General features: G+C 69.0%; 19 protein-coding genes. 12 read left to right on the top strand and 7 right to left on the bottom strand.

Going from position 1 to position 18352, the window contains the following annotated elements:
* The first annotated feature begins 32 nt into the window (after nucleotides 1-32).
* Genes glgC through E3D03_RS07115 form a run of 5 tightly spaced genes read left to right on the top strand, consistent with a single transcriptional unit; the run spans nucleotide 33 to nucleotide 8247 of the window.
* Nucleotides 33-1295: a glucose-1-phosphate adenylyltransferase gene (gene glgC, locus E3D03_RS07095; protein ID WP_263566381.1), complete on the top strand. Its 1263-nt coding sequence runs from the start codon at nucleotides 33-35 to the stop codon at nucleotides 1293-1295.
* On the top strand, nucleotides 1292-2689 hold the full coding sequence (glgA, locus tag E3D03_RS07100) for a glycogen synthase GlgA (protein WP_263566382.1): 1398 nt from the start codon (nucleotides 1292-1294) through the stop codon (nucleotides 2687-2689). Before glgC ends, glgA begins: the two co-directional genes overlap by 4 nt.
* A complete protein-coding gene (glgX, locus tag E3D03_RS07105) occupies nucleotides 2689-4782 on the top strand; it encodes a glycogen debranching protein GlgX (RefSeq protein ID WP_263566383.1) in 2094 nt (697 codons plus the stop codon). The genes glgA and glgX overlap by 1 nt, the downstream gene beginning before the upstream one ends.
* Complete coding sequence (locus E3D03_RS07110; protein WP_263566384.1) at nucleotides 4775-6619, top strand: 4-alpha-glucanotransferase; 1845 nt, start codon at nucleotides 4775-4777, stop codon at nucleotides 6617-6619. Before glgX ends, E3D03_RS07110 begins: the two co-directional genes overlap by 8 nt.
* Nucleotides 6616-8247 carry an alpha-D-glucose phosphate-specific phosphoglucomutase gene (locus tag E3D03_RS07115; RefSeq protein ID WP_263566385.1) on the top strand — a complete coding sequence of 544 codons (1632 nt, stop codon included), beginning with the start codon at nucleotides 6616-6618 and terminating at the stop codon, nucleotides 8245-8247. The genes E3D03_RS07110 and E3D03_RS07115 overlap by 4 nt, the downstream gene beginning before the upstream one ends.
* A 21-nt stretch (nucleotides 8248-8268) precedes the next feature.
* Here the strand turns inward: E3D03_RS07115 and E3D03_RS07120 are convergent, their stop codons facing one another.
* The 3 genes from E3D03_RS07120 to E3D03_RS07130 form a co-directional block, all read right to left on the bottom strand.
* Entirely contained in the window at nucleotides 8269-8607 is a 339-nt protein-coding gene (locus E3D03_RS07120) for a carboxymuconolactone decarboxylase family protein (protein ID WP_263566386.1), read from the bottom strand.
* 96 nt (nucleotides 8608-8703) lie between these two features.
* Nucleotides 8704-9846 (bottom strand): alpha-D-ribose 1-methylphosphonate 5-triphosphate diphosphatase, encoded by a 1143-nt coding sequence (locus E3D03_RS07125; protein WP_263566387.1) that lies wholly within the window; start codon nucleotides 9844-9846, stop codon nucleotides 8704-8706.
* A 391-nt stretch (nucleotides 9847-10237) separates the two neighbouring features.
* Nucleotides 10238-10621, bottom strand: a complete 384-nt coding sequence (locus E3D03_RS07130; RefSeq protein ID WP_263566388.1) for a hypothetical protein — start codon at nucleotides 10619-10621, stop codon at nucleotides 10238-10240.
* A 72-nt stretch (nucleotides 10622-10693) separates the two neighbouring features.
* On the opposite strand from E3D03_RS07130, the gene E3D03_RS07135 reads away from it, so the two are divergent.
* Nucleotides 10694-11458 (top strand): alpha/beta fold hydrolase, encoded by a 765-nt coding sequence (locus E3D03_RS07135; protein WP_411969801.1) that lies wholly within the window; start codon nucleotides 10694-10696, stop codon nucleotides 11456-11458.
* Between the two features lie 5 nt (nucleotides 11459-11463).
* Here the strand turns inward: E3D03_RS07135 and E3D03_RS07140 are convergent, their stop codons facing one another.
* Nucleotides 11464-11763, bottom strand: a complete 300-nt coding sequence (locus E3D03_RS07140; RefSeq protein WP_263566390.1) for a hypothetical protein — start codon at nucleotides 11761-11763, stop codon at nucleotides 11464-11466.
* Between the two features lie 131 nt (nucleotides 11764-11894).
* Between E3D03_RS07140 and E3D03_RS07145 the strand changes: the two genes are divergently transcribed.
* From E3D03_RS07145 to E3D03_RS07155, 3 genes are all read left to right on the top strand, one after another.
* Entirely contained in the window at nucleotides 11895-12032 is a 138-nt protein-coding gene (locus E3D03_RS07145) for an entericidin A/B family lipoprotein (RefSeq protein ID WP_018000300.1), read from the top strand.
* Nucleotides 12033-12256: 224 nt separating this feature from the next.
* The gene (locus tag E3D03_RS07150) at nucleotides 12257-12445 is read left to right on the top strand and encodes an entericidin A/B family lipoprotein (RefSeq protein WP_062560426.1); all 189 of its coding nucleotides are present in this window, start codon (nucleotides 12257-12259) and stop codon (nucleotides 12443-12445) included.
* A gap of 66 nt (nucleotides 12446-12511) precedes the next feature.
* Complete coding sequence (locus tag E3D03_RS07155) at nucleotides 12512-12697, top strand: hypothetical protein (RefSeq protein WP_263566391.1); 186 nt, start codon at nucleotides 12512-12514, stop codon at nucleotides 12695-12697.
* Nucleotides 12698-13074: 377 nt separating this feature from the next.
* Here the strand turns inward: E3D03_RS07155 and E3D03_RS07160 are convergent, their stop codons facing one another.
* From E3D03_RS07160 to E3D03_RS07170, 3 genes are all read right to left on the bottom strand, one after another.
* On the bottom strand, nucleotides 13075-13329 hold the full coding sequence (locus E3D03_RS07160) for a hypothetical protein (protein WP_263566392.1): 255 nt from the start codon (nucleotides 13327-13329) through the stop codon (nucleotides 13075-13077).
* A 611-nt stretch (nucleotides 13330-13940) separates the two neighbouring features.
* Nucleotides 13941-15740 carry a translation elongation factor 4 gene (gene lepA / locus E3D03_RS07165; RefSeq protein ID WP_062560428.1) on the bottom strand — a complete coding sequence of 600 codons (1800 nt, stop codon included), beginning with the start codon at nucleotides 15738-15740 and terminating at the stop codon, nucleotides 13941-13943.
* 42 nt (nucleotides 15741-15782) lie between these two features.
* Nucleotides 15783-16685: a DMT family transporter gene (locus tag E3D03_RS07170; protein WP_263566393.1), complete on the bottom strand. Its 903-nt coding sequence runs from the start codon at nucleotides 16683-16685 to the stop codon at nucleotides 15783-15785.
* Between the two features lie 105 nt (nucleotides 16686-16790).
* On the opposite strand from E3D03_RS07170, the gene E3D03_RS07175 reads away from it, so the two are divergent.
* From E3D03_RS07175 to E3D03_RS07185, 3 genes are all read left to right on the top strand, one after another.
* Nucleotides 16791-16976, top strand: a complete 186-nt coding sequence (locus tag E3D03_RS07175) for a heavy-metal-associated domain-containing protein (protein ID WP_263566394.1) — start codon at nucleotides 16791-16793, stop codon at nucleotides 16974-16976.
* 176 nt (nucleotides 16977-17152) lie between these two features.
* A complete protein-coding gene (locus tag E3D03_RS07180; protein ID WP_411969799.1) occupies nucleotides 17153-17458 on the top strand; it encodes a hypothetical protein in 306 nt (101 codons plus the stop codon).
* A 10-nt stretch (nucleotides 17459-17468) separates the two neighbouring features.
* A complete protein-coding gene (locus tag E3D03_RS07185) occupies nucleotides 17469-18149 on the top strand; it encodes an NAD-dependent deacylase (RefSeq protein ID WP_263566395.1) in 681 nt (226 codons plus the stop codon).
* Nucleotides 18150-18352 lie beyond the last annotated feature (203 nt).

Below are 18352 nucleotides of genomic sequence, written 5' to 3' on the forward strand. Positions count from 1 at the left end.
CGGTCCTGGCCGGGCATCAGGGAGGGATTGATATGGCACCGCGTGAGGAGAGGCTTTCCAGACGAACCATGGCCTTCGTTCTGGCCGGGGGGCGCGGCTCGCGCCTGCGGGAACTGACCGACCGCCGCGTCAAGCCGGCCGTCTATTTCGGCGGCAAGTCGCGGATCATCGACTTCGCGCTGTCCAATGCGCTGAACTCGGGCATCCGCAAGATGGCGCTGGCCACGCAATACAAGGCCCACAGCCTGATCCGCCACGTCCAGCGCGGCTGGAACTTCCTGCGGGCCGAGCGCAACGAATTCCTCGACATCCTGCCCGCCTCGCAGCGCTATGACGAATCGATGTGGTATCGCGGCACGGCGGATGCGGTGGCGCAGAACATCGACATCATCGACAGCTACGGCGTCGACTACGTGCTGATCCTGGCCGGCGACCATATCTACAAGATGGATTACGAGCTGATGATCCGCCACCACGTCCAGGCGCGGGCGGATGTCACCATCGGCTGCCTGACCGTGCCGCGGGCCGAAGCCTCGGCCTTCGGCGTCATGGCGATCGACGAAAACGACGTCATCACCAGCTTCCTGGAAAAGCCCAAGGACCCGCCCGGCACCCCCGACGATCCGGATGTGACGCTGGCCTCGATGGGGATCTATGTCTTCCGCTGGGACTTCCTGCGCGACCTCCTGATCCGCGACATGCAGGATGAAAACTCCAGCCATGATTTTGGCAACGACCTGATCCCGGCCATCGTCAAGGGCGGCAAGGCGCAGGCGCATCGCTTTACCGACAGCTGCGTGCGGGCACCGGGCGAGCCGGTCTATTGGCGCGACGTGGGCACGGTCGATGCCTTCTGGCGCGCCAATATCGACCTGACCGACTTCAATCCCGAGCTGAACCTGTGGGACCGCGACTGGCCGATCTGGACCTATTCCGAGGTGGTGCCGCCGGCGAAGTTCATCCATGACGAACCCGACCGCCGCGGCAGTGCCGTCAGCTCGCTGGTCTCGGGCGGCTGCATCATCTCGGGGACCGAGATCCGCCAGTCGCTGCTGTTCACGCAGGTCCACACCAATTCCTATGCCAGCCTGGAAGGCGCGGTGGTGCTGCCCTATGCCAATGTCGCGCGGCATGCGCGGCTGACCAATGTGGTCATTGACCGCGGCGTCAGAATCCCCGAAGGCCTGATCGTCGGCGAAGACCCCGAGGAAGACGCGAAATGGTTCCGCGTGTCCGAAGGCGGCGTCACGCTGATCACGCAGGATATGCTGGATCGAAGGGAAGCGTCTTCATGAGGGTTCTGTCCGTCGCCTCGGAATGCGTGCCGCTGGTCAAGACCGGCGGGCTGGCCGATGTCGCCGGCGCGCTGCCGGCCGCGCTGGCCGGGCAGGGCGTCGAGATGCGGACCATCCTGCCCGGCTATCCGGCCGTCCTGGCCGCGCAAGCCGCCGAGCCGTTGCGCCAGATCCCGGAGCTGTTCGGCGGCCCGGCGCGCATCCTGCGCGGCACCCTGGGCAAGACGGTGCTTTATCTGCTGGATGCGCCGCATCTCTATGCCCGCGACGGCACGATCTATCTTGGCCCCGACGGCAAGGACTGGCCCGACAACCCGCAACGCTTCGCCGCGCTGGATCGCGCCGCCGCGCTGATCGCCGCCGAGGGGATCGAGGGCTGGCGTCCGCAGATCCTGCATCTGCACGACTGGCAGGCCGGGCTGTCCCCGGTCTATCTGCGCCAGCTGGGCGCGACCGATGTGAAGACGCTGCTGACCATCCACAACATCGCCTTCCAGGGCCTCGCGCCGGCGCATCTCTTGGGCGCTTTGCAGCTGCCGGCGCATCTGTTCAATCCGCAGGGCTTCGAATACTGGGGCAAGATCTCGGCGCTGAAGGCGGGGATAGTCTTTGCCGACAAGGTCTCGACTGTCAGCCCGACCTATGCCGAGGAACTGCTGACGCCCGCCTTCGGCATGGGGCTGGAAGGCGTGCTGGCGGACCGGGCCGGCGATTTCACCGGCATCCTGAACGGCATCGACCTGGAGGCCTGGAAGCCGCCCTATGGCCAGCCCGCCGGCAAGGCGCCGCTGCGCCGGGCGCTGCGCAAGGAATTCGGCCTGCCCGAGGCGGACGGGCCGCTTTGCGTGGTGATCTCGCGCCTGACCGGGCAGAAAGGGCTGGACCTGCTGCTGGAGGCGCTGCCCACGCTTCTGGACTGCGGCGGGCAGCTCGCGGTGCTGGGCTCGGGCGACTCGGCGCTGGAATCGGCCTTTCGCGCCGCGGCCGAGCGCTATCCCGGCGTCGGCCTGCGCCTGGGCTATGATGAGGCGCTGGCCCATCGCATGATCGCCGGCGGCGACGCGATCCTGGTGCCCTCGCGGTTCGAGCCCTGCGGGCTGACCCAGCTTTACGGGCTGCGCTTCGGCACGCTGCCGGTGGTGTCGCTGACCGGCGGGCTGGCCGATACGGTCATCAACGCCTCGGCCGCCGGGCTGGCGGCGGGGGTGGCGACCGGGCTGCAATTCCACCCCGTCGATGCCAGCGCCCTGTCCCGCGCGCTGCGCCGGCTTTGCGAACTGTGGCGCCAGCCCCGGGTCTGGAGCCGCATGGCGAATGCCGCCATGGCGCAGCCGGTGGGCTGGGACGCCTCGGCCGCCGCCTATGCCGAACTCTTCAGGACCATGACCCGCTGATGCCGAACCTGCGGATCCTGGCCGGACGCGCCGATCCCTTGGGCGCGACCTTCGACGGCGAGGGCGTGAACTTCGCCGTCTTCTCGCAGCATGCGACGCGGGTGACGCTGTGCCTGTTCGGCGCCGACGGCCGGACCGAGGCGCATCGGCTGGACCTGCCGGAACGCGACGGCGACGTCTGGCACGGCTATGTCCCGGGGCTGCGTCCGGGCCAGCTTTACGGGCTGCGCGCCGACGGCCCCTATGCGCCCGCCGAAGGCCACCGCTTCAACTATCACAAGCTGCTGATCGACCCCTATGCCAAGCGGCTGACCCGGCATTTGGCCTGGCACGACGCGCTGATGGGCTATACCGTGGGCGCGCCCGAGGCCGACCTCAGCTTCGACAAGCGCGACAGCGCCCGCCACATGCCGCGCTGCGTGGTCGAGGATCCGGCCTTTTCCTGGGGCACCGACCAGCCGCCGCGCCACGACATCGCCGACACGGTGATCTACGAGGCGCATGTCAAGGGCCTGACCGAAGGGCATCCCGACGTGCCCCATCGCGGCACGTTCCTGGGCCTGGCCTCGGACCCGGTGATCGAGCATCTGCAACGCCTGGGCATCACCGCGCTGGAGCTTCTGCCGGCGCAGGCCTTCCTGAACGACCGCTTCCTGGTGGAAAAGGGGCTGGTGAACTATTGGGGCTACCAGACGCTGGGCTTCTTCGCCCCCGATCCGCGCTATCTGGCCAAGGGCCAGATCGCCGAGTTCCAGCACATGGTCGCCCGCATGCATGCCGCCGGCATCGAGGTCATCATGGATGTGGTCTACAACCACACCGGCGAGGGCAACGAGATGGGCCCGACGCTGAGCTTCCGCGGCCTCGACAACCGCAGCTATTACCGGCTGCAAGAGGATCCGCGCTATTACATCAACGACACCGGCACCGGCAACACGCTGAACGTGAACCACCCGATGGTGCTGCGCATGGTCATGGACAGCCTGCGCTATTGGGTCGAGGTCATGCATGTCGACGGCTTCCGCTTCGATCTTTGCGCGACGCTGGGCCGGCGGGCGCGGGGCGGCTTCGACCGCAGCGCCTCCTTCTTCGACGCGATCCGGCAGGACCCGGTGCTGACCCGGGTGAAACTGATCGCCGAGCCCTGGGACATCGGGCCGGGCGGCTATCAGCTGGGCGGCTTCCCGCCGCCCTTCCTGGAATGGAATGACAAGTATCGCGACGGCATCCGCCGCTTCTGGCGCGGCGATGCGCGGCAGGTGCCCGAGCTTGCCGACCGCATGGCCGGCTCGGCCGTGCAATTCGACCATTCCGGGCGGCCGGCGACCAGTTCGGTGAATTTCCTGACCGCGCATGACGGCTTCACGCTGATGGACGTGGTCAGCTATGACACCAAGCACAACGAGGCCAATGGCGAGGGAAACCGCGACGGCCATTCCGAGAATTTTTCGGACAACATGGGCGTCGAAGGGGCGAGCGACGATCCCGCCGTCCTGGAGGCCCGCGCCCGGCGGCGGCGCAATATGCTGGCGACGCTGCTCCTGTCGCAGGGCACGCCGATGCTGCTGGCCGGCGACGAGCTTGGCAACAGCCAGCAGGGCAACAACAATGCCTATTGCCAGGACAATGCCATCGGCTGGGTCGATTGGGACGCGGCGGACCAGGGTTTCCTGGACTTCACCGCCCGGCTGATCGCCTTTCGCCGCGCCCATCCGATCCTGCGCCAGAAGCGCTTCCTGCATTCGCGCACCCGGCTGGTCGACGGCCTGCCCGACCTGTTCTGGCTGCGCCCCGATGGCGAGGAGATGACTCCCGCCGACTGGAGCAACCCCGAGCTGTGCGTGCTCTGCGCCGAGCTGCGCATCGCCGCCGGCACCCCGGAATATGCGCAGCGCGAGGAGGCGATCTTCCTGGTCTTCAACAATGGCGCGGCGCTGGACCTGGTGCCGCCCGATCCCCCGACGGGCTGGCGCTGGCGGTTGCACCTGGACAGCAGCCGCCCCGGCCTGGTGCCGCAGGTGGTCGGGCGCGCGCCGATGCGCATCGACGGGCATTGCGTGCTGGCCTTCGATCTCGAGCGCGCCGATGACTGACGCGCGACTGCAACTCGCGGCCCGCATGGGCGTGCTGCCGGGCTTTCACGACCTGACCGGCCAATGGCGCGAGACCTCGGTCGAGAGCGCCGTCGCGCTGCTGGCCGCCATGGGCCTGTCGGTCTCCGGCGAGCCCGAGGCGCAGGCGGCGCTGGACGCCCACGCCGACCTGCTGCCGCAGGACGTGATCTGCGAAGCCGGGGCGCGGCCCGATCTCGCCCCCGCCGCATGGCAGCTGAGCTTCGAGGACGGCACCCAGCTGGAAGGCAGCGGCGCCTTGCCCGCGCTGCCGCTGGGCATCCACCGCCTGCAGGCGGGCGGCCGCGACTTCACCCTGCTGGCGGCACCGCCGCGCCTGCCGGAACCCGGGCGTTGCTGGGGGCTGGTCGCGCCGCTCTACGGGCTCTCGGCCAGCGGCATCGGCAGCTATGACGACCTCGGCCGGCTGGCTGCGGGAATGGCCGGGCAGGGCGCGGCCTTCCTGGGCATCAACCCGGTCCATGCCGGTTTCCCGACCGTGCCCTGGCTTTTCAGCCCCTATACGCCCTCGCATCGCCGGCGGCTGAACGTGATCCATATCGCGGCGGGGCAGGGCACGCCCGGCCCGCTGGTCGATTACGCCCGCGACATTCCCGCCCGCATGGCGGCGCTGCGGGCCGCGTTCGCGGCTTTCCCGGGCGATTCCGGTTTCGACGCCTGGCAAGCGGCCGAGGGCGAAAGCCTGCAACGCTTTGCCCTGCACCAGGCGCTGTCGGACCGCTTCGGCCCGTTCTGGGGCGACTGGCCGGCGACCCATGCCTCGCCCGACACGCCGGCGGGCGTCGCGGCCCGGGCGGAACTGGCCGAGGAGATGCGCTTTCACGCCTGGCTGCAATGGCGCGCCGAGACGGCGCTGGCGGCGGCGGGCCGGGCGGCGCGCGGCGCGGGCATGGCGCATGGGCTATACCTGGACCTGGCCGTCGGCACGCATCCCTTCGGCGCCGAGACTTGGGAGGATCGCACCAGCTTCGCCTTCGGCGCCTCGCTCGGCGCGCCGCCGGATGCGTTCTCGGCCGATGGCCAGAACTGGGGCCTGGCGCCCTTCAGCCCGCTGGGGCTGCGCGCGCAGGCCTATGCGCCGCTGGCCGAGACGCTGCGGCGCCAGTTGCAATTCGCCGGCGCCCTGCGCATCGACCATATCCTGGGCTTCGAGCGCGCCTATTGGGTGCCCGAGGCGGCGCCCGGCGCCTATGTCGCCATGCCGCGCGACGCCATGCTGGCGGTGGTGCGCATCGAGGCCGCCCGCGCCGGGGCCGTCATCGTCGGCGAGGATCTGGGCAATATCCCCGAGGGGCTGCGCGCCGCGCTGGCCGGCTCGGGCGTGCTGGGCTGCCGCGTGGCGATGTTCGAGCGCGAGGGCTGGCAGCCGCCCCGCTTCCGCCCGGCCGAGGGTTATGACCGCGACGCCATCGCCAGCTTCTCGACCCATGACCTGCCGACCTGGCGCGGCTGGCGCCAGGGCTGCGACATCGCCGCCCGGGCCCGGCTGTCGGGTAACGACCCGGCGCCGCAACTGGCCGAGCGTGGCGCAGAGGTGGCGGGTTTCGACGCGCTGCTGCCCGCGCCGGACATGGACGCGCTGCATGGCTTCCTGGCCCGCACGCCGTCCCGGCTGGTGGCGGTGCAGGCCGAGGTGCTGCTGGACCTGGCCGAGCAGCCGAACCTGCCGGGCACCACGACGGAATATCCGAACTGGCAAATGCGCCTGCCGGTGCCGGCGGCGGATTTCGCCGCCTTGCCCAGCGTGGCGCGAACTGCCAGCATCATGCGCGACAACGAACGTCAGGAGGGTTCATGAGCGTTCAGACAGTGCCGACCAAGCCCATCGAGGGCCAGAAGCCCGGCACCTCGGGCCTGCGCAAGAAGACCCCGGTCTTCATGCAGCCGCACTACCTCGAGAATTTCGTCCAGGCGATCTGGAACGGCACCGGCGGCGCCCAGGGCAAGACCTATGTGCTGGGCGGCGACGGCCGCTATTTCAACGACCGCGCCGCGCAGGTCATCCTGCGCATGGCGGCCGCCTCGGGGGCGAAAAAGGTGATCGTCGGGCAGGGCGCGCTGCTCTCGACCCCGGCCGCCTCGCACCTGATCCGGCTGCGGGGGGCGGACGGCGGCATCATCATGTCCGCCAGCCACAACCCCGGCGGCCCGGACGAGGATTTCGGCGTCAAGTACAACATGGCGAACGGCGGCCCCGCGCCCGAGGGCGTGACCGAAAAGATCTTCGAGGCGACGAAAAGGCTGACCGAATACCGGATCTTCGAAACGCAGGACGTGGACCTGTCGCAGCCCGGCACGACCGCGCTGGGCGGGATGCAGATCGAGGTGGTCGACCCGGTCGCCGACTACGCCGCGCTGATGCGCGAGATCTTCGACTTCGCCAAGATCCGGGCGCTGTTCGCCGGCGGCTTCCGGCTGCGCTTCGATGCCATGCATGCGGTGACCGGCCCCTATGCCAAGGCGATCCTAGAGGGAGAGCTGGGCGCCGCGCCGGGCTCGGTGGTGAACGCGGAGCCGCAGCCCGATTTCGGCGGCGGCCATCCCGACCCGAACCCGATCTGGGCCAAGCCGCTGATGGACGAGATGTTCGGGCCGGACGCGCCCGATTTCGGCGCCGCCTCGGACGGGGACGGTGACCGCAACATGATCGTCGGCCGGGGCGCCTATGTCACGCCCTCGGACAGCCTGGCGGTGCTGGCGGCGAATGCGACGCTGGTGCCGGCCTATGCCGGCGGGCTGAAAGGCGTGGCGCGGTCGATGCCGACCTCGCGCGCGCTGGACCGGGTGGCCGAGAGCCTGGGCATCGCCTGCTACGAGACGCCGACCGGCTGGAAGTTCTTCGGCAACCTCTTGGATGCCGGCAAGGCCACGCTCTGCGGCGAGGAAAGCGCCGGCACCGGCTCGGACCATGTGCGGGAAAAGGACGGGCTCTGGGCGGTGCTGTTCTGGCTGAACCTGCTGGCCGAACGCAAGCAGCCGGTCGCCGAGATCATGGCCGACCATTGGGCGCGCTACGGCCGCAACTACTATTCCCGGCACGACTACGAGGCGGTGGATGCCGCGGCCGCGAACGGGCTGGTCGATGCCCTGCGCGCGCGCCTGGCCGATCTGCCCGGCCAGACCATCGCCGGGCTGCGCATCGAGGCGGCCGATGAATTCGCCTATGACGACCCGGTCGACGGCTCGCGCACCCAGCGCCAGGGCCTGCGCATCATGACCGAGGGCGGCGGGCGCATCGTGCTGCGCCTGTCCGGCACCGGCACCGAGGGCGCGACCCTGCGCGTCTATCTGGAGCGGGTCGAGACCGACCCGGCCCGGATGCAGGACGACCCGCAGCAGGCGCTGGCGGCAATCATCCGGCTGGCCGACGAACTCGCGGGCATCCGCGCCCGCACCGGCCGGGCCGAGCCCGACGTCATCACCTGAGACCGGCGGCGGCGGGAAGCATCACCCCGCTGCCAGCTCGTCCCAGCAGGCCAGCGCATGGGCGGCATACATGACGCCCGGCCCGCCGCTCATCTGCACGGCCATGGCGATCACGTCGCAAAACTCCTCGCGCGTGGCGCCGGCCTTCATCAGCGCCTCCACATGGAACAGGATGCAGGGTTCGCAGCGCTGCACCACGGCCATGCCGACCGCGATCATCTCCTTGACCTTGACCTCCAGCGCGCCGCTGTCGTGGACGGCTTTCGACAGGGCGCCGAAGCCCTTCATGGCATCGGGAATCGCCTTGTTCATCACCCGCAACTCGGCGCGCATATCGTCGATTCTGGCCTGGTAGACCATGCTTGCTCTCCTTTGCTGTCACGGCAGGCTAGGCCGGCGGCAAGGCGTGCGGCATGATCCAGGTCAATCTATCTGCGAATTAACGAAGATATGCAGTCAGACCCGCCGACCGCGCACCCAGGTTTCGCGCATGACCGGGATTTCATCCATCATGGAAAACCGGATCAGGTCGGCGCGCAGCCCCGCCTCCAGCCGGCCGCGGTCGGACAGCCCCGAGGCGGCGGCCGGATTGGCCGTCACCGTCGCCATGGCGCGCGGCAGGTCGTCCCAGATCCGCGCCAGGATCAGCGCCCCGGCAAGCAGGGCCGAGGGCACGTAGTCCGAGCTGAGAATGTCCAGGTGCCCGGTCCGCGCCAGCTCGGCGGCCGGGACATTGCCGGAATGGCTGCCGCCCCGGATCAGGTTCGGCGCGCCCATCATGACCATGATGCCATGGGCGTGGCACGCGGCCGCCGCCTCGGGCGTGGTGGGGAACTCCGCCAGCCGCACGCCGCGGCCGGCCGAGGTCGCGACATGCTCGGGCGTCGTGTCGTCATGGCTGGCCAGCACCGCGCCCAGCCGGTGCGCGATCTGGACCGCCGCCGCCTCATGGGCGTCGCCGTGGCGGGCGCGCAGCGCCTTGAGCCGGGCGACATGCGCCGCGAATTCCGCGTCGCCGAGCTTGTATTTGCCCTGCACGTATTGCGCCAGTTTCGAGATGTCGCGGAACTGGCGCTGGCCGGGGGTGTGGTCCATCAGGCTGATGATGCCGACCCGGTCGCCGGGGCCGAATTCGTCAAGCTCGGCCAGCAGGGTCTCGGAGCAGATTTCGGCGCGCAGATGCAGCAGATGGCTGATGCGCAGCACGCCGCGCGCGCGGATCTCGGCCAGCTCATGCGCGAGCGCACGGGCATATTTGTCGTAATCGGCATCCGGCGCCTCGTTCGGGATCGAGCCGACGCGCATGGCGTCGAAGACCGTGGTGATGCCGCAGGCCGCCAGTTCGGCATCATGGGCCAGGATGGCGCCGGCATGCGGCCAGTCGACGCCCGGACGCGGCCGCATGTGGCGTTCCAGGTTGTCGGTATGCAGCTCGACCATGCCGGGGGCCAGGAAATCGCCGGCCAGGTCGATGGCGCCGGGCGGCACGCCCTGGCCCGGGGCGATCGCCGCGATGGTGCCGCCCTGCAGGGTCACGGCGCCGGGCATCACGGCGTCGGGCAGGATCAGGCGGGCATTGGCAAGGATGGTGCGGGTCATGCGGACCTTCGAGGCTGCGGTCTGCAAGGGGTGGCCGATCGGGGCGGGCGGGTCAAGCCGTCGGCTGCAGGGGGACGGCCCGGCATCGGCCGGCGGCTGGCCCGGAGAGAGGCGGCGCCCGATCCCGCGCGCCCTGCCGTTCGGTCGACGGTCCCAGGGTGTCAGGCCCCGGTGGCGCGACGTCGGCGAATGGCCGCTTCGGCGCCGGTGCTGATCGGTTTGTCCCCCGCTTCGTTCGGACCTGCCCGACCTGTCCCGGCGCTTCGGACAGGGTGCCATGGCCAGGCTGGCCGTCCGGCACGCCGCAGGTGGCATCGCGCGGATCCCGTCAGGCAGGGTGCCTCGGGCGGAAGCATGTCTTTCGGAAGGCGGCAGACAGTGCCGGCGCGTCTCAGATCAACCCGCGCTGGAGCAGGATCCACACCGCGACGCCCCCCAGCACCAGCAGGCCCAGGACCACGCTCGCCGCCACTCCGAGCGCGCCGCCTTGCAGCCGCCGGCCCTGGCCCAGCGGCCGCAAATAGCCGGTCAGCGCCCGGTGCGCATGGTCCAGCCGGGCGAAATCCACCTGCCGCGCCAGCTTCGGCTGGCCCGCCATGCGGTCGGCCTGCTGCAGGAAGCGCGCCTCGCGCCGCAGCCGGCGCGGCAGCGCGCCGCCCCGCTTGCGCAGCATGTCGCCCAGTTCCGCCTGCTGGCCGCGCCGCAGGCCGCCGAAGCGGGCGGCCAGCAGGCTCGCCACCTCGTCCGCCATCGGCCGGATATGCTCGATCCCCATTGCGCGTCCCTCTTTGATGCAAGGCTAGCGCCTCTGGCGCCGCTTCGCCAGTGGCGTTAGGGTGCCGCCATGATGCTGAACATGATCGAGACAGGGGTGGATTCGAGCCTGCCGCCGGTGCTTCTGGCGCATGGGTTGTTCGGATCCGGGCGCAATCTCGGCGGGCTCGCCCGTCGGCTGGCCGAGACGCGGCGGGTGATCTCGGTCGACATGCGCAATCACGGCGACAGTTTCCACGACCCCGACCACAGCTATCCGGCACTGGCCCAGGACCTGGCCCGGGTGATCGAGGCGAGCGGCGGAAAGGCCGACGTTCTGGGCCATTCCATGGGCGGCAAGGCCGCGATGACGCTGGCGCTGACCCGGCCCGAGCGGGTGCGGCGGCTGGTGGTGATGGACATCGCCCCCTTCGCCTATGGTCACAGCCAGACCGACCTTGTCGATGCCATGCAGGCGGTGGACCTGACCGGCTTGCGGCTGCGCTCGGACGCCGATGCCCGGCTGGCCGCGCATGTTTCGGACCCGGGCGTGCGCGCCTTTCTGCTGCAATCGCTGGACCTGAAGGCCGATCCGCCGCGCTGGAAGTTCAACCTGGACGCCCTGCGCGACCAGATGCCCTTGCTGGTCGGCTGGCCCGAGATCGCGCCGGGCGGCTTTGACGGCCCCGCCCTGTTCCTGGCCGGCGCCGAATCGGACTATTGCCGCGCGCCGCAGGCCGAGGCGATCCGGCGCCATTTCCCGCAAGCCGAGATCCGTGTGATCGAGCGCGCCGGGCATTGGCTGCACGCCGACCGGCCGGCCGAGGTCGCCGCCGCCGTCGAGGCTTTCCTGGCCTGAGCGCCTCAGCCGCTGTCGCAGCGCAGCGCGACCCGTGCCTCGCCGGTGTCGCCGGGGATGCGGCTGCGCAGGCTGTTCGGGATCACCCGGCAGCCGGTGGTACGCTCGACCGCCGCGACCATCAGTTCGGGCACCGGGGCGCGCTGGCTGCGGGTCAGATAGCCGAGGCGGATCACCTCGGCCTCGGTCGCTTTCTGGAAGACGGCGAAGCGGATGCCGTCCAGGGTGATGTCATGGCGCTGCGCGCCGATGAATTGCGGGGCCGGCGAGGCGCAGGCGGCAAGCAGGAAAAGTGGCAGAATCATCAGGATACGCATGCACGCCAGATTGCACGCCAAGCCTTAACAGGAGGTTAACCGGCCGGGAACAATGTCGGACAGGGGGCGTTATGGCTTTGAACACACCATCTTTTTCTCAGGAGTGACAGATGCGCCGGATGATGAAGCTGACCCCGATCCTTGCCCTGCTGGCGCTGGCCGCCTGCGAGACCGTGCAGGGCGCTGGCCGCGACATGCAGGCCGCCGGACAGGCGGTATCGCGCGAAAGCCACGAGGTCCAGTCGCAGGGGCTGTAGCTCGCGGCTCGGACGAGCCCGCAGGCGGCCTTCCCGGCCGCCTTTTTCATGGCACCGGCGATGCACGGGCCATGCACCGCGCGTCCACCGTTCGTGCACCGTTCCCTTGGCAACAAGTTGCCGATGCGGGGGGCTTTCTCCGGTCTCGCGTTTCCGTGTGCTGTCGCGCGGCGTCTCCTGCATTAGGCTGCGCCGGCATAAGCAACAAAGACCCGAGGGGCGAGATGAGCAGGATTTTCCCACTGGCCGCATTCGTGGCTGTCACCGCGATTGCCGGCTGCGAGACCATGCAGGGCGCCGGCCGCGACATGCAGACCGCCGGCGCGCTGCTGACGCAGCAAGCGGCGGAAAGCCAGACCCAGGTCGGCAGCTATGCGCCTCCGGGGCCAGCGGTGACGCCGACGCCGTATTGAGCCGGGAACTCCGGCCCGCGGCGGGGATTAATCCCGTGAGCCCTGCCGCAAGAGGACGGAGACCCGATGAAGAACCCCTGGATGAGCGCCTGGCTGTCCGCGGCCAATGGCCTGATGGCTCCGGCGCGGGGCCAGATCATGACCGAGATGCAGAAAAGCCAGCGCCAGATGATGCTGGATTGGCAAAGGTTGTGGATCGAGAGTTGGCTGGCGATGTGGTTCCCTGCCGCGCCCAAGGGACGGAAATGGTAAGGCTGCGCCTGTCGGTCTTTCGCGGTCGGGAGGGTCAGCCGGCCTGCTGCAGGCGCCTGAAACCAGCGGGGTGACCGGCAAGCGTCAGGACCGCGCCGGGGGCGGCGGTTAGGATGGATTTCCGCTCTCAGCATGGCGACAACGCCGACACCGGCCGGATGGCCATGCCACCGCATCGAGGCTCGCGGCCAGAGGAGGCGCACGCGCATCCTGGCATCGGCGACGCGGCTCTGGTGGTATTTTCGCAACGGACTCTGGCCGTCGCGCACGCGCGCGGGCGGCCATGCGGGGGTGTGCGCCATGTCGTTTGGATGCCCGCAGCCAAGGCGGTAAGCATGACGGCCGGCCGGTTAGCCCGCTCTACTTGTGGTATCGCTTCAGCGCCGGGCCTGCCGCGGCCTCGCGTAAGCGCGCACCCAATCGGCGATGCGCCAAGTCCAGCCGATCTGACGCGAGCGGTTGGGTCGCAAATAGGCCCAGTTCAGCAGCCCGCCCGGGATGCCCAGCGCAAGGCCGATGACGGCTGCCCAGACGAAGGTCGCCCAATTGTCGTAACCCATTGACAGGCCGGCGATCACCACCACGCCGGCGACACAGCCGACCCAGATATGAACCAGAAGCAGTCTCAGCATCGGAACCATGTTCCTGCCCTCCCTGATTGGCTTCCGGGGGACAAACGAAACAGGGCGTGGCAGGGTTCCCCCGGCATGTCCTAAGGGAATCAAGGGACCGTGAGGATCAAGCGAAACTCAGGGCTGTAAGCAGTAAGGCAACCCGTCCGATTGCTCGGACACTCGCCGTATTCGTCAAGCCGCCAGCCGCGCTGGCGCCACGTGGTCTCGCCCGCTGGAAAAATGCCGCCGGCGTCGTTGTTCATGCCGCTACCGTTGGATCCGACCTTGACGCTGTCGATGTCGAAACCCTGCAGAACCCAGCAATCAGCCAGTCATCCCTTGGCGTGAAGGAAGCCGGTCATGTCGCAAAGAAGCCAGAGGATGTCGAGCATGCGTCAGATCGTCGATCGACCAGGAGTTGACCGGGTCATCCTTCAGCTGGACGGTCACTTCCCTGCCTTGCGCTTTAGTGGCACCCGCCAACGGGACATATCCCGGCCCTTTCACGTTCAAGATTGCTCGGCAGCGGTTCCAGCGACCGGCCCGCACCGGGATCGGTGGTCCCCCGGCGGGCCAGCCAGACGCCGTGGCTTGGACCAATTCCCATCAAGGAAACGTGAGTCGCGCCGTCACCCGTCCATCTTCAGCGCCTGGATGAACGCCGTCTGCGGGATCTCCACTTTGCCGAACTGGCGCATCTTCTTCTTGCCGGCCTTCTGCTTCTCCAGCAGCTTCTTCTTGCGCGTCGCGTCGCCGCCGTAGCATTTCGCCGTCACGTCCTTGCGCATCGCCGACAGCGTCTCGCGCGCGATCACGCGCGAGCCGATCGCGGCCTGGATCGGGATCTTGAACATGTGGCGCGGGATCAGCTCTTTCAGCTTTTCGACCATGACCCGGCCGCGCGATTCTGCCCGGTCGCGGTGGACCATGATCGACAGCGCATCGACCGGCTCGTCGTTCACCAGGATCGACATCTTGACCAGAAAATCCTCGCGGTATTCCGAAAGCTGGTAGTCGAAGCTGGCATAGCCCTTGGTCACCGATTTCAGCCGGTCATAGAAGTCGAACACCACCTCGGCCAAGGGAAGGTCATAGACCACCATGGCGCGGTTGCCGGCATAGGTCAGGTCCATCTGGATGCCGCGGCGGTCCTGGCACAGCTTCAGCACGTCGCCCAGATATTCGTCGGGCACCATGATCGTGGCCTTGATGCGCGGCTCCTCGATATGGTCGACATAGGTCAGGTCGGGCATGTCGGCGGGGTTGTGCAACTCGCGCACCTCGCCGTCCTTCATGTGCAGGCGGAACACCACCGAGGGCGCGGTGGTGATCAGGTCCAGGTCGTATTCGCGTTCCAGCCGGTCGCGGATCACCTCCAGGTGCAGCAGGCCCAGGAAGCCGCAGCGGAAGCCGAAGCCCAAGGCGGCCGAGGTCTCCATCTCGTAGGAGAAGCTCGCGTCGTTCAGCGCCAGCTTCTCGATGGCGTCGCGCAGGGCCTCGAAATCGTTGGCATCGACCGGGAAGAGGCCGCAGAACACCACCGGCTGCGCGGGCTTGAAGCCCGGCAGCGGCGTGTCGGTGCCCTTGCGTTCGTGGGTGATGGTATCGCCGACGCGGGTGTCGCGGACCTGCTTGATCGAGGCGGTCAACACGCCGATCTCGCCCGGGCCAAGCTCGGCGATGTCCTGCATCTGCGGGCGCAGCACGGCGAGCTTGTCGATGCCATAGACGGCATTGGTCTGCATCATGCGGATGCGGTCGCCCTTTTTCACCACGCCGTCCATGACGCGGATCATCACCACCACGCCCAGATAGGCGTCATACCAGCTGTCGACCAGCATCGCCTTCAAGGGCGCGTTGCGGTCGCCTTTGGGGGCGGGCAGGCGGGTGACGATGGCTTCCAGCACGTCGGGGATGCCGAGCCCGGTCTTGGCCGAGATCGGGATCGCGTCCGAGGCGTCGATGCCGATGACTTCCTCGATGTTTTCCTTGACCCGCTCGGGTTCCGCGGCCGGCAGGTCGATCTTGTTCAGCACCGGCACGATCTCGTGCCCGGCGTCGATGGCCTGGTAGACGTTGGCCAGGGTCTGCGCCTCGACACCCTGGCTGGCATCGACGACCAAGAGCGAGCCCTCGACCGCGCGCATCGAGCGGCTGACCTCATAGGCGAAATCGACGTGGCCGGGGGTGTCGATCAGGTTCAGCACATAGGTGCGCCCGTCGCGCGCGGGATATTCGATGCGCACCGTGTTGGCCTTGATGGTGATGCCGCGCTCGCGCTCGATGTCCATGCTGTCGAGCAGCTGGGCCTTCATGTCGCGTTCGGCCACCGTCCCCGTCAGCTGGATCAGGCGGTCGGCCAGGGTGGATTTGCCGTGGTCGATATGGGCCACGATCGAGAAATTGCGGATGAGGTCAAGGTCGGTCATGGCCGGGCTATACAGGGGCTTTGGCGTTGCGGAAAGGGGGTTTCAGAGCGTCGCGAAGCCGGCTTCGCGCAGCTGCCGCCGGCGCAGCGCCGCCTCGCGCCACATCATGTAGCAGCCCGAGGCGACAATGATCGCGGCGCCGGTCAGGGTCAGCGTGTCGGGCCGCTCGGCGAAGACCAGGAAGGCGAGGAACAGGGCAAAGACCAGCCGGGCATAGCGATAGGGCGCGAGCGCCGAGGCCTCGCCCAGCCGGGTGGCGGCGACCAGCAGCGCATAGCCGCCGACGCCGACGGTGATGCAGGCCAGGAACAGCAGCCATTGCCGCGGGCTCGGCATGACGAAGTCCTGCCCCAGCACCAGCCCCATCAGCACCGAGGCGACCAGGATGGCGAAGAAGGCCGAGGCGGCCAGCTGGTCGGAATGGATATGCGCGGGCACGCGGCGGGTGGCGATGTCGCGCGCCGCCAGGCCCAGCACCGCCAGCAGCGCCATCAGCGACACCGGCTGGAACCCCGCCAGCCCCGGCCGGATCACCAAGAGCACGCCGAGAAAGCCCGCGATGATCGCGCTCCAGCGCCGCCAGCCGACCGGCTCGCCCAGAAACAGCGCCGCGCCCAGCACGATGGCCAGGGGCAGCGCCTGCATGATCGCCGAGGTCGAGGACAGCTCGGTCAGCGCCAGCGCCACCACGATGCCGATCGAGCCCACCGCCTCCATCAAGCCGCGAAACAGCACGATGGGGCGCATCAGGTCGCGGGTGAACAGCCGCCCGCCCTTGAGCTTCAGCATGGCGGCGAAGGCGAGGAAGCCCAGAAGCCCGATCAGGCCCAGCACCTGTGCAAAGGGCAGCTCGGCCGAGAGCAGCTTGATGAACATGTCCTCGAAGGCGAACAGCACCATCGAGACGACCATCAGGATCGCGCCGCGGAAATTTTCGGTGACCATCAGCCGCAGCCTTCGTGCTAAAGGGGGGAATTGCGCCGGTGGCGCCTTGCCGCGATCATAGGCAGATCAGCGACCGAGCGAAAGGATGGGCGAAAGGATGGGCGAATGAAATTCCGCGTCGAGGACATGAGTTGCGGCCATTGCACCGCCGCCATCGAAAAGGCCGTGGCCGAGGCCGGCGGCAGGGCGGTGACCGACCTGGCCGCGCGCAGCGTCAGCGTCGAGGGGCTGGAGCCCGAGCGCGCCGTGCAGGTGATTCGCGACGCCGGCTATACGCCGCAGCCGGCCTGAGCGGCAGCGGCGGGCCTGGCGCATATCTTGCGTCTCTGCCCTCGCGCCGCCGCGATCCGTGGTCACGGCCGCGCGATTGAGCCGAGAGCGGGCTTCTGCTAGAGTCCTGCGGATAAGATCTGCGGCCTCAAAGGGGCATGAACCCCATCGCCGTGGCAGGAGCCGAGGAGACAGAGATGATGAACCGCCTGATGATCGCCGCCGCCGCGGTGGTCCTGACCGCGCCGCTTGCCGTCGCCGGTCCCATCGATTCCGCCTGCATGCGGTCGGATCGCGGCGCCAGCAACCGCCAGACCTGCGGCTGCATCCAGCAGGTTGCCGACCAGACGCTGTCGCGCGCCGACCAGCGCCGCGCCGCGCGCTTCTTCCGCGACGCGGATGCGGCGCAGGAGGTGCGCATGTCGAAAAGCGATTCCGACAACGCCTTCTGGGCGCGCTACAAGAATTTCGCGTCAGCGGCCGAGGCCTATTGCGCGCGCTGAGGATGATCCGATGCGCATCGCGGTGCTGACCGGGGCCGGGATCTCGGCCGAAAGCGGGATCAGGACGTTCCGCGCCACCGACGGGCTGTGGGAGGAGCACCGCATCGAGGACGTGGCGACGCCCGAGGGCTTTCGCCGCGACCCCGCGCTGGTGCACCGCTTCTACAACACCCGCCGGGCCGATGCCGCCCGCGCCCAGCCTAATGCCGCGCATCGGGCGCTGGCGGAACTGGCCCGGCACCACCAGGTCACGCTGATCACCCAGAACGTCGACGACCTGCACGAGCGCGGCGGCTCGGCCGAGGTCATCCACATGCACGGCAGCCTGCTCGGCGCGCTTTGCGCGGCTTGCGGCCATCGCTGGCCGGCCGCGCTGGTCATGCGCATGTCGGATGCCTGTCCGGATTGCGGCGCGCCGCAGACCCGCCCCGACATCGTCTGGTTCGGCGAGATTCCCTATCACATGGAGCGGATCTGGCAGGCGGTCGAGACGGCCGAGATCTTTGCCGCCATCGGCACCTCGGGCCAGGTCTATCCGGCGGCGGGGCTGGCGCAGCACGCGCGCCGTGCCGGGGCGCGCACGGTCGAGCTGAACCTTGCCGCCTCGGCCGTCGCGGGCGATTTCGGCGAGCGGCTGACCGGCCCCGCGACGCGGGTCGTGCCGGAGTGGGTCGCGACGCTGTGCCGTTGAGGCGCGGGGCGGGAACGGGAATGGCGATCCGTCCGTGACGGGCGGCGCGGCCCTGCGCAAGGCGATCGCGGCCGCGTGGCCGAGAAAACCCCGAAACGCAACGCGGCGGCCGGGCCGTCCGCCCCGCCGCCGCGCCGGTCCTGCGCGCGGGGGCGCCCCCCGCGCAGATGCTCACATGCCCTTGTACAGCGGGAATTTCGCGC

It is taken from the genome of Paracoccus sp. DMF (genome assembly GCF_004407025.1).
Classification (GTDB): domain Bacteria; phylum Pseudomonadota; class Alphaproteobacteria; order Rhodobacterales; family Rhodobacteraceae; genus Paracoccus; species Paracoccus aminovorans_B.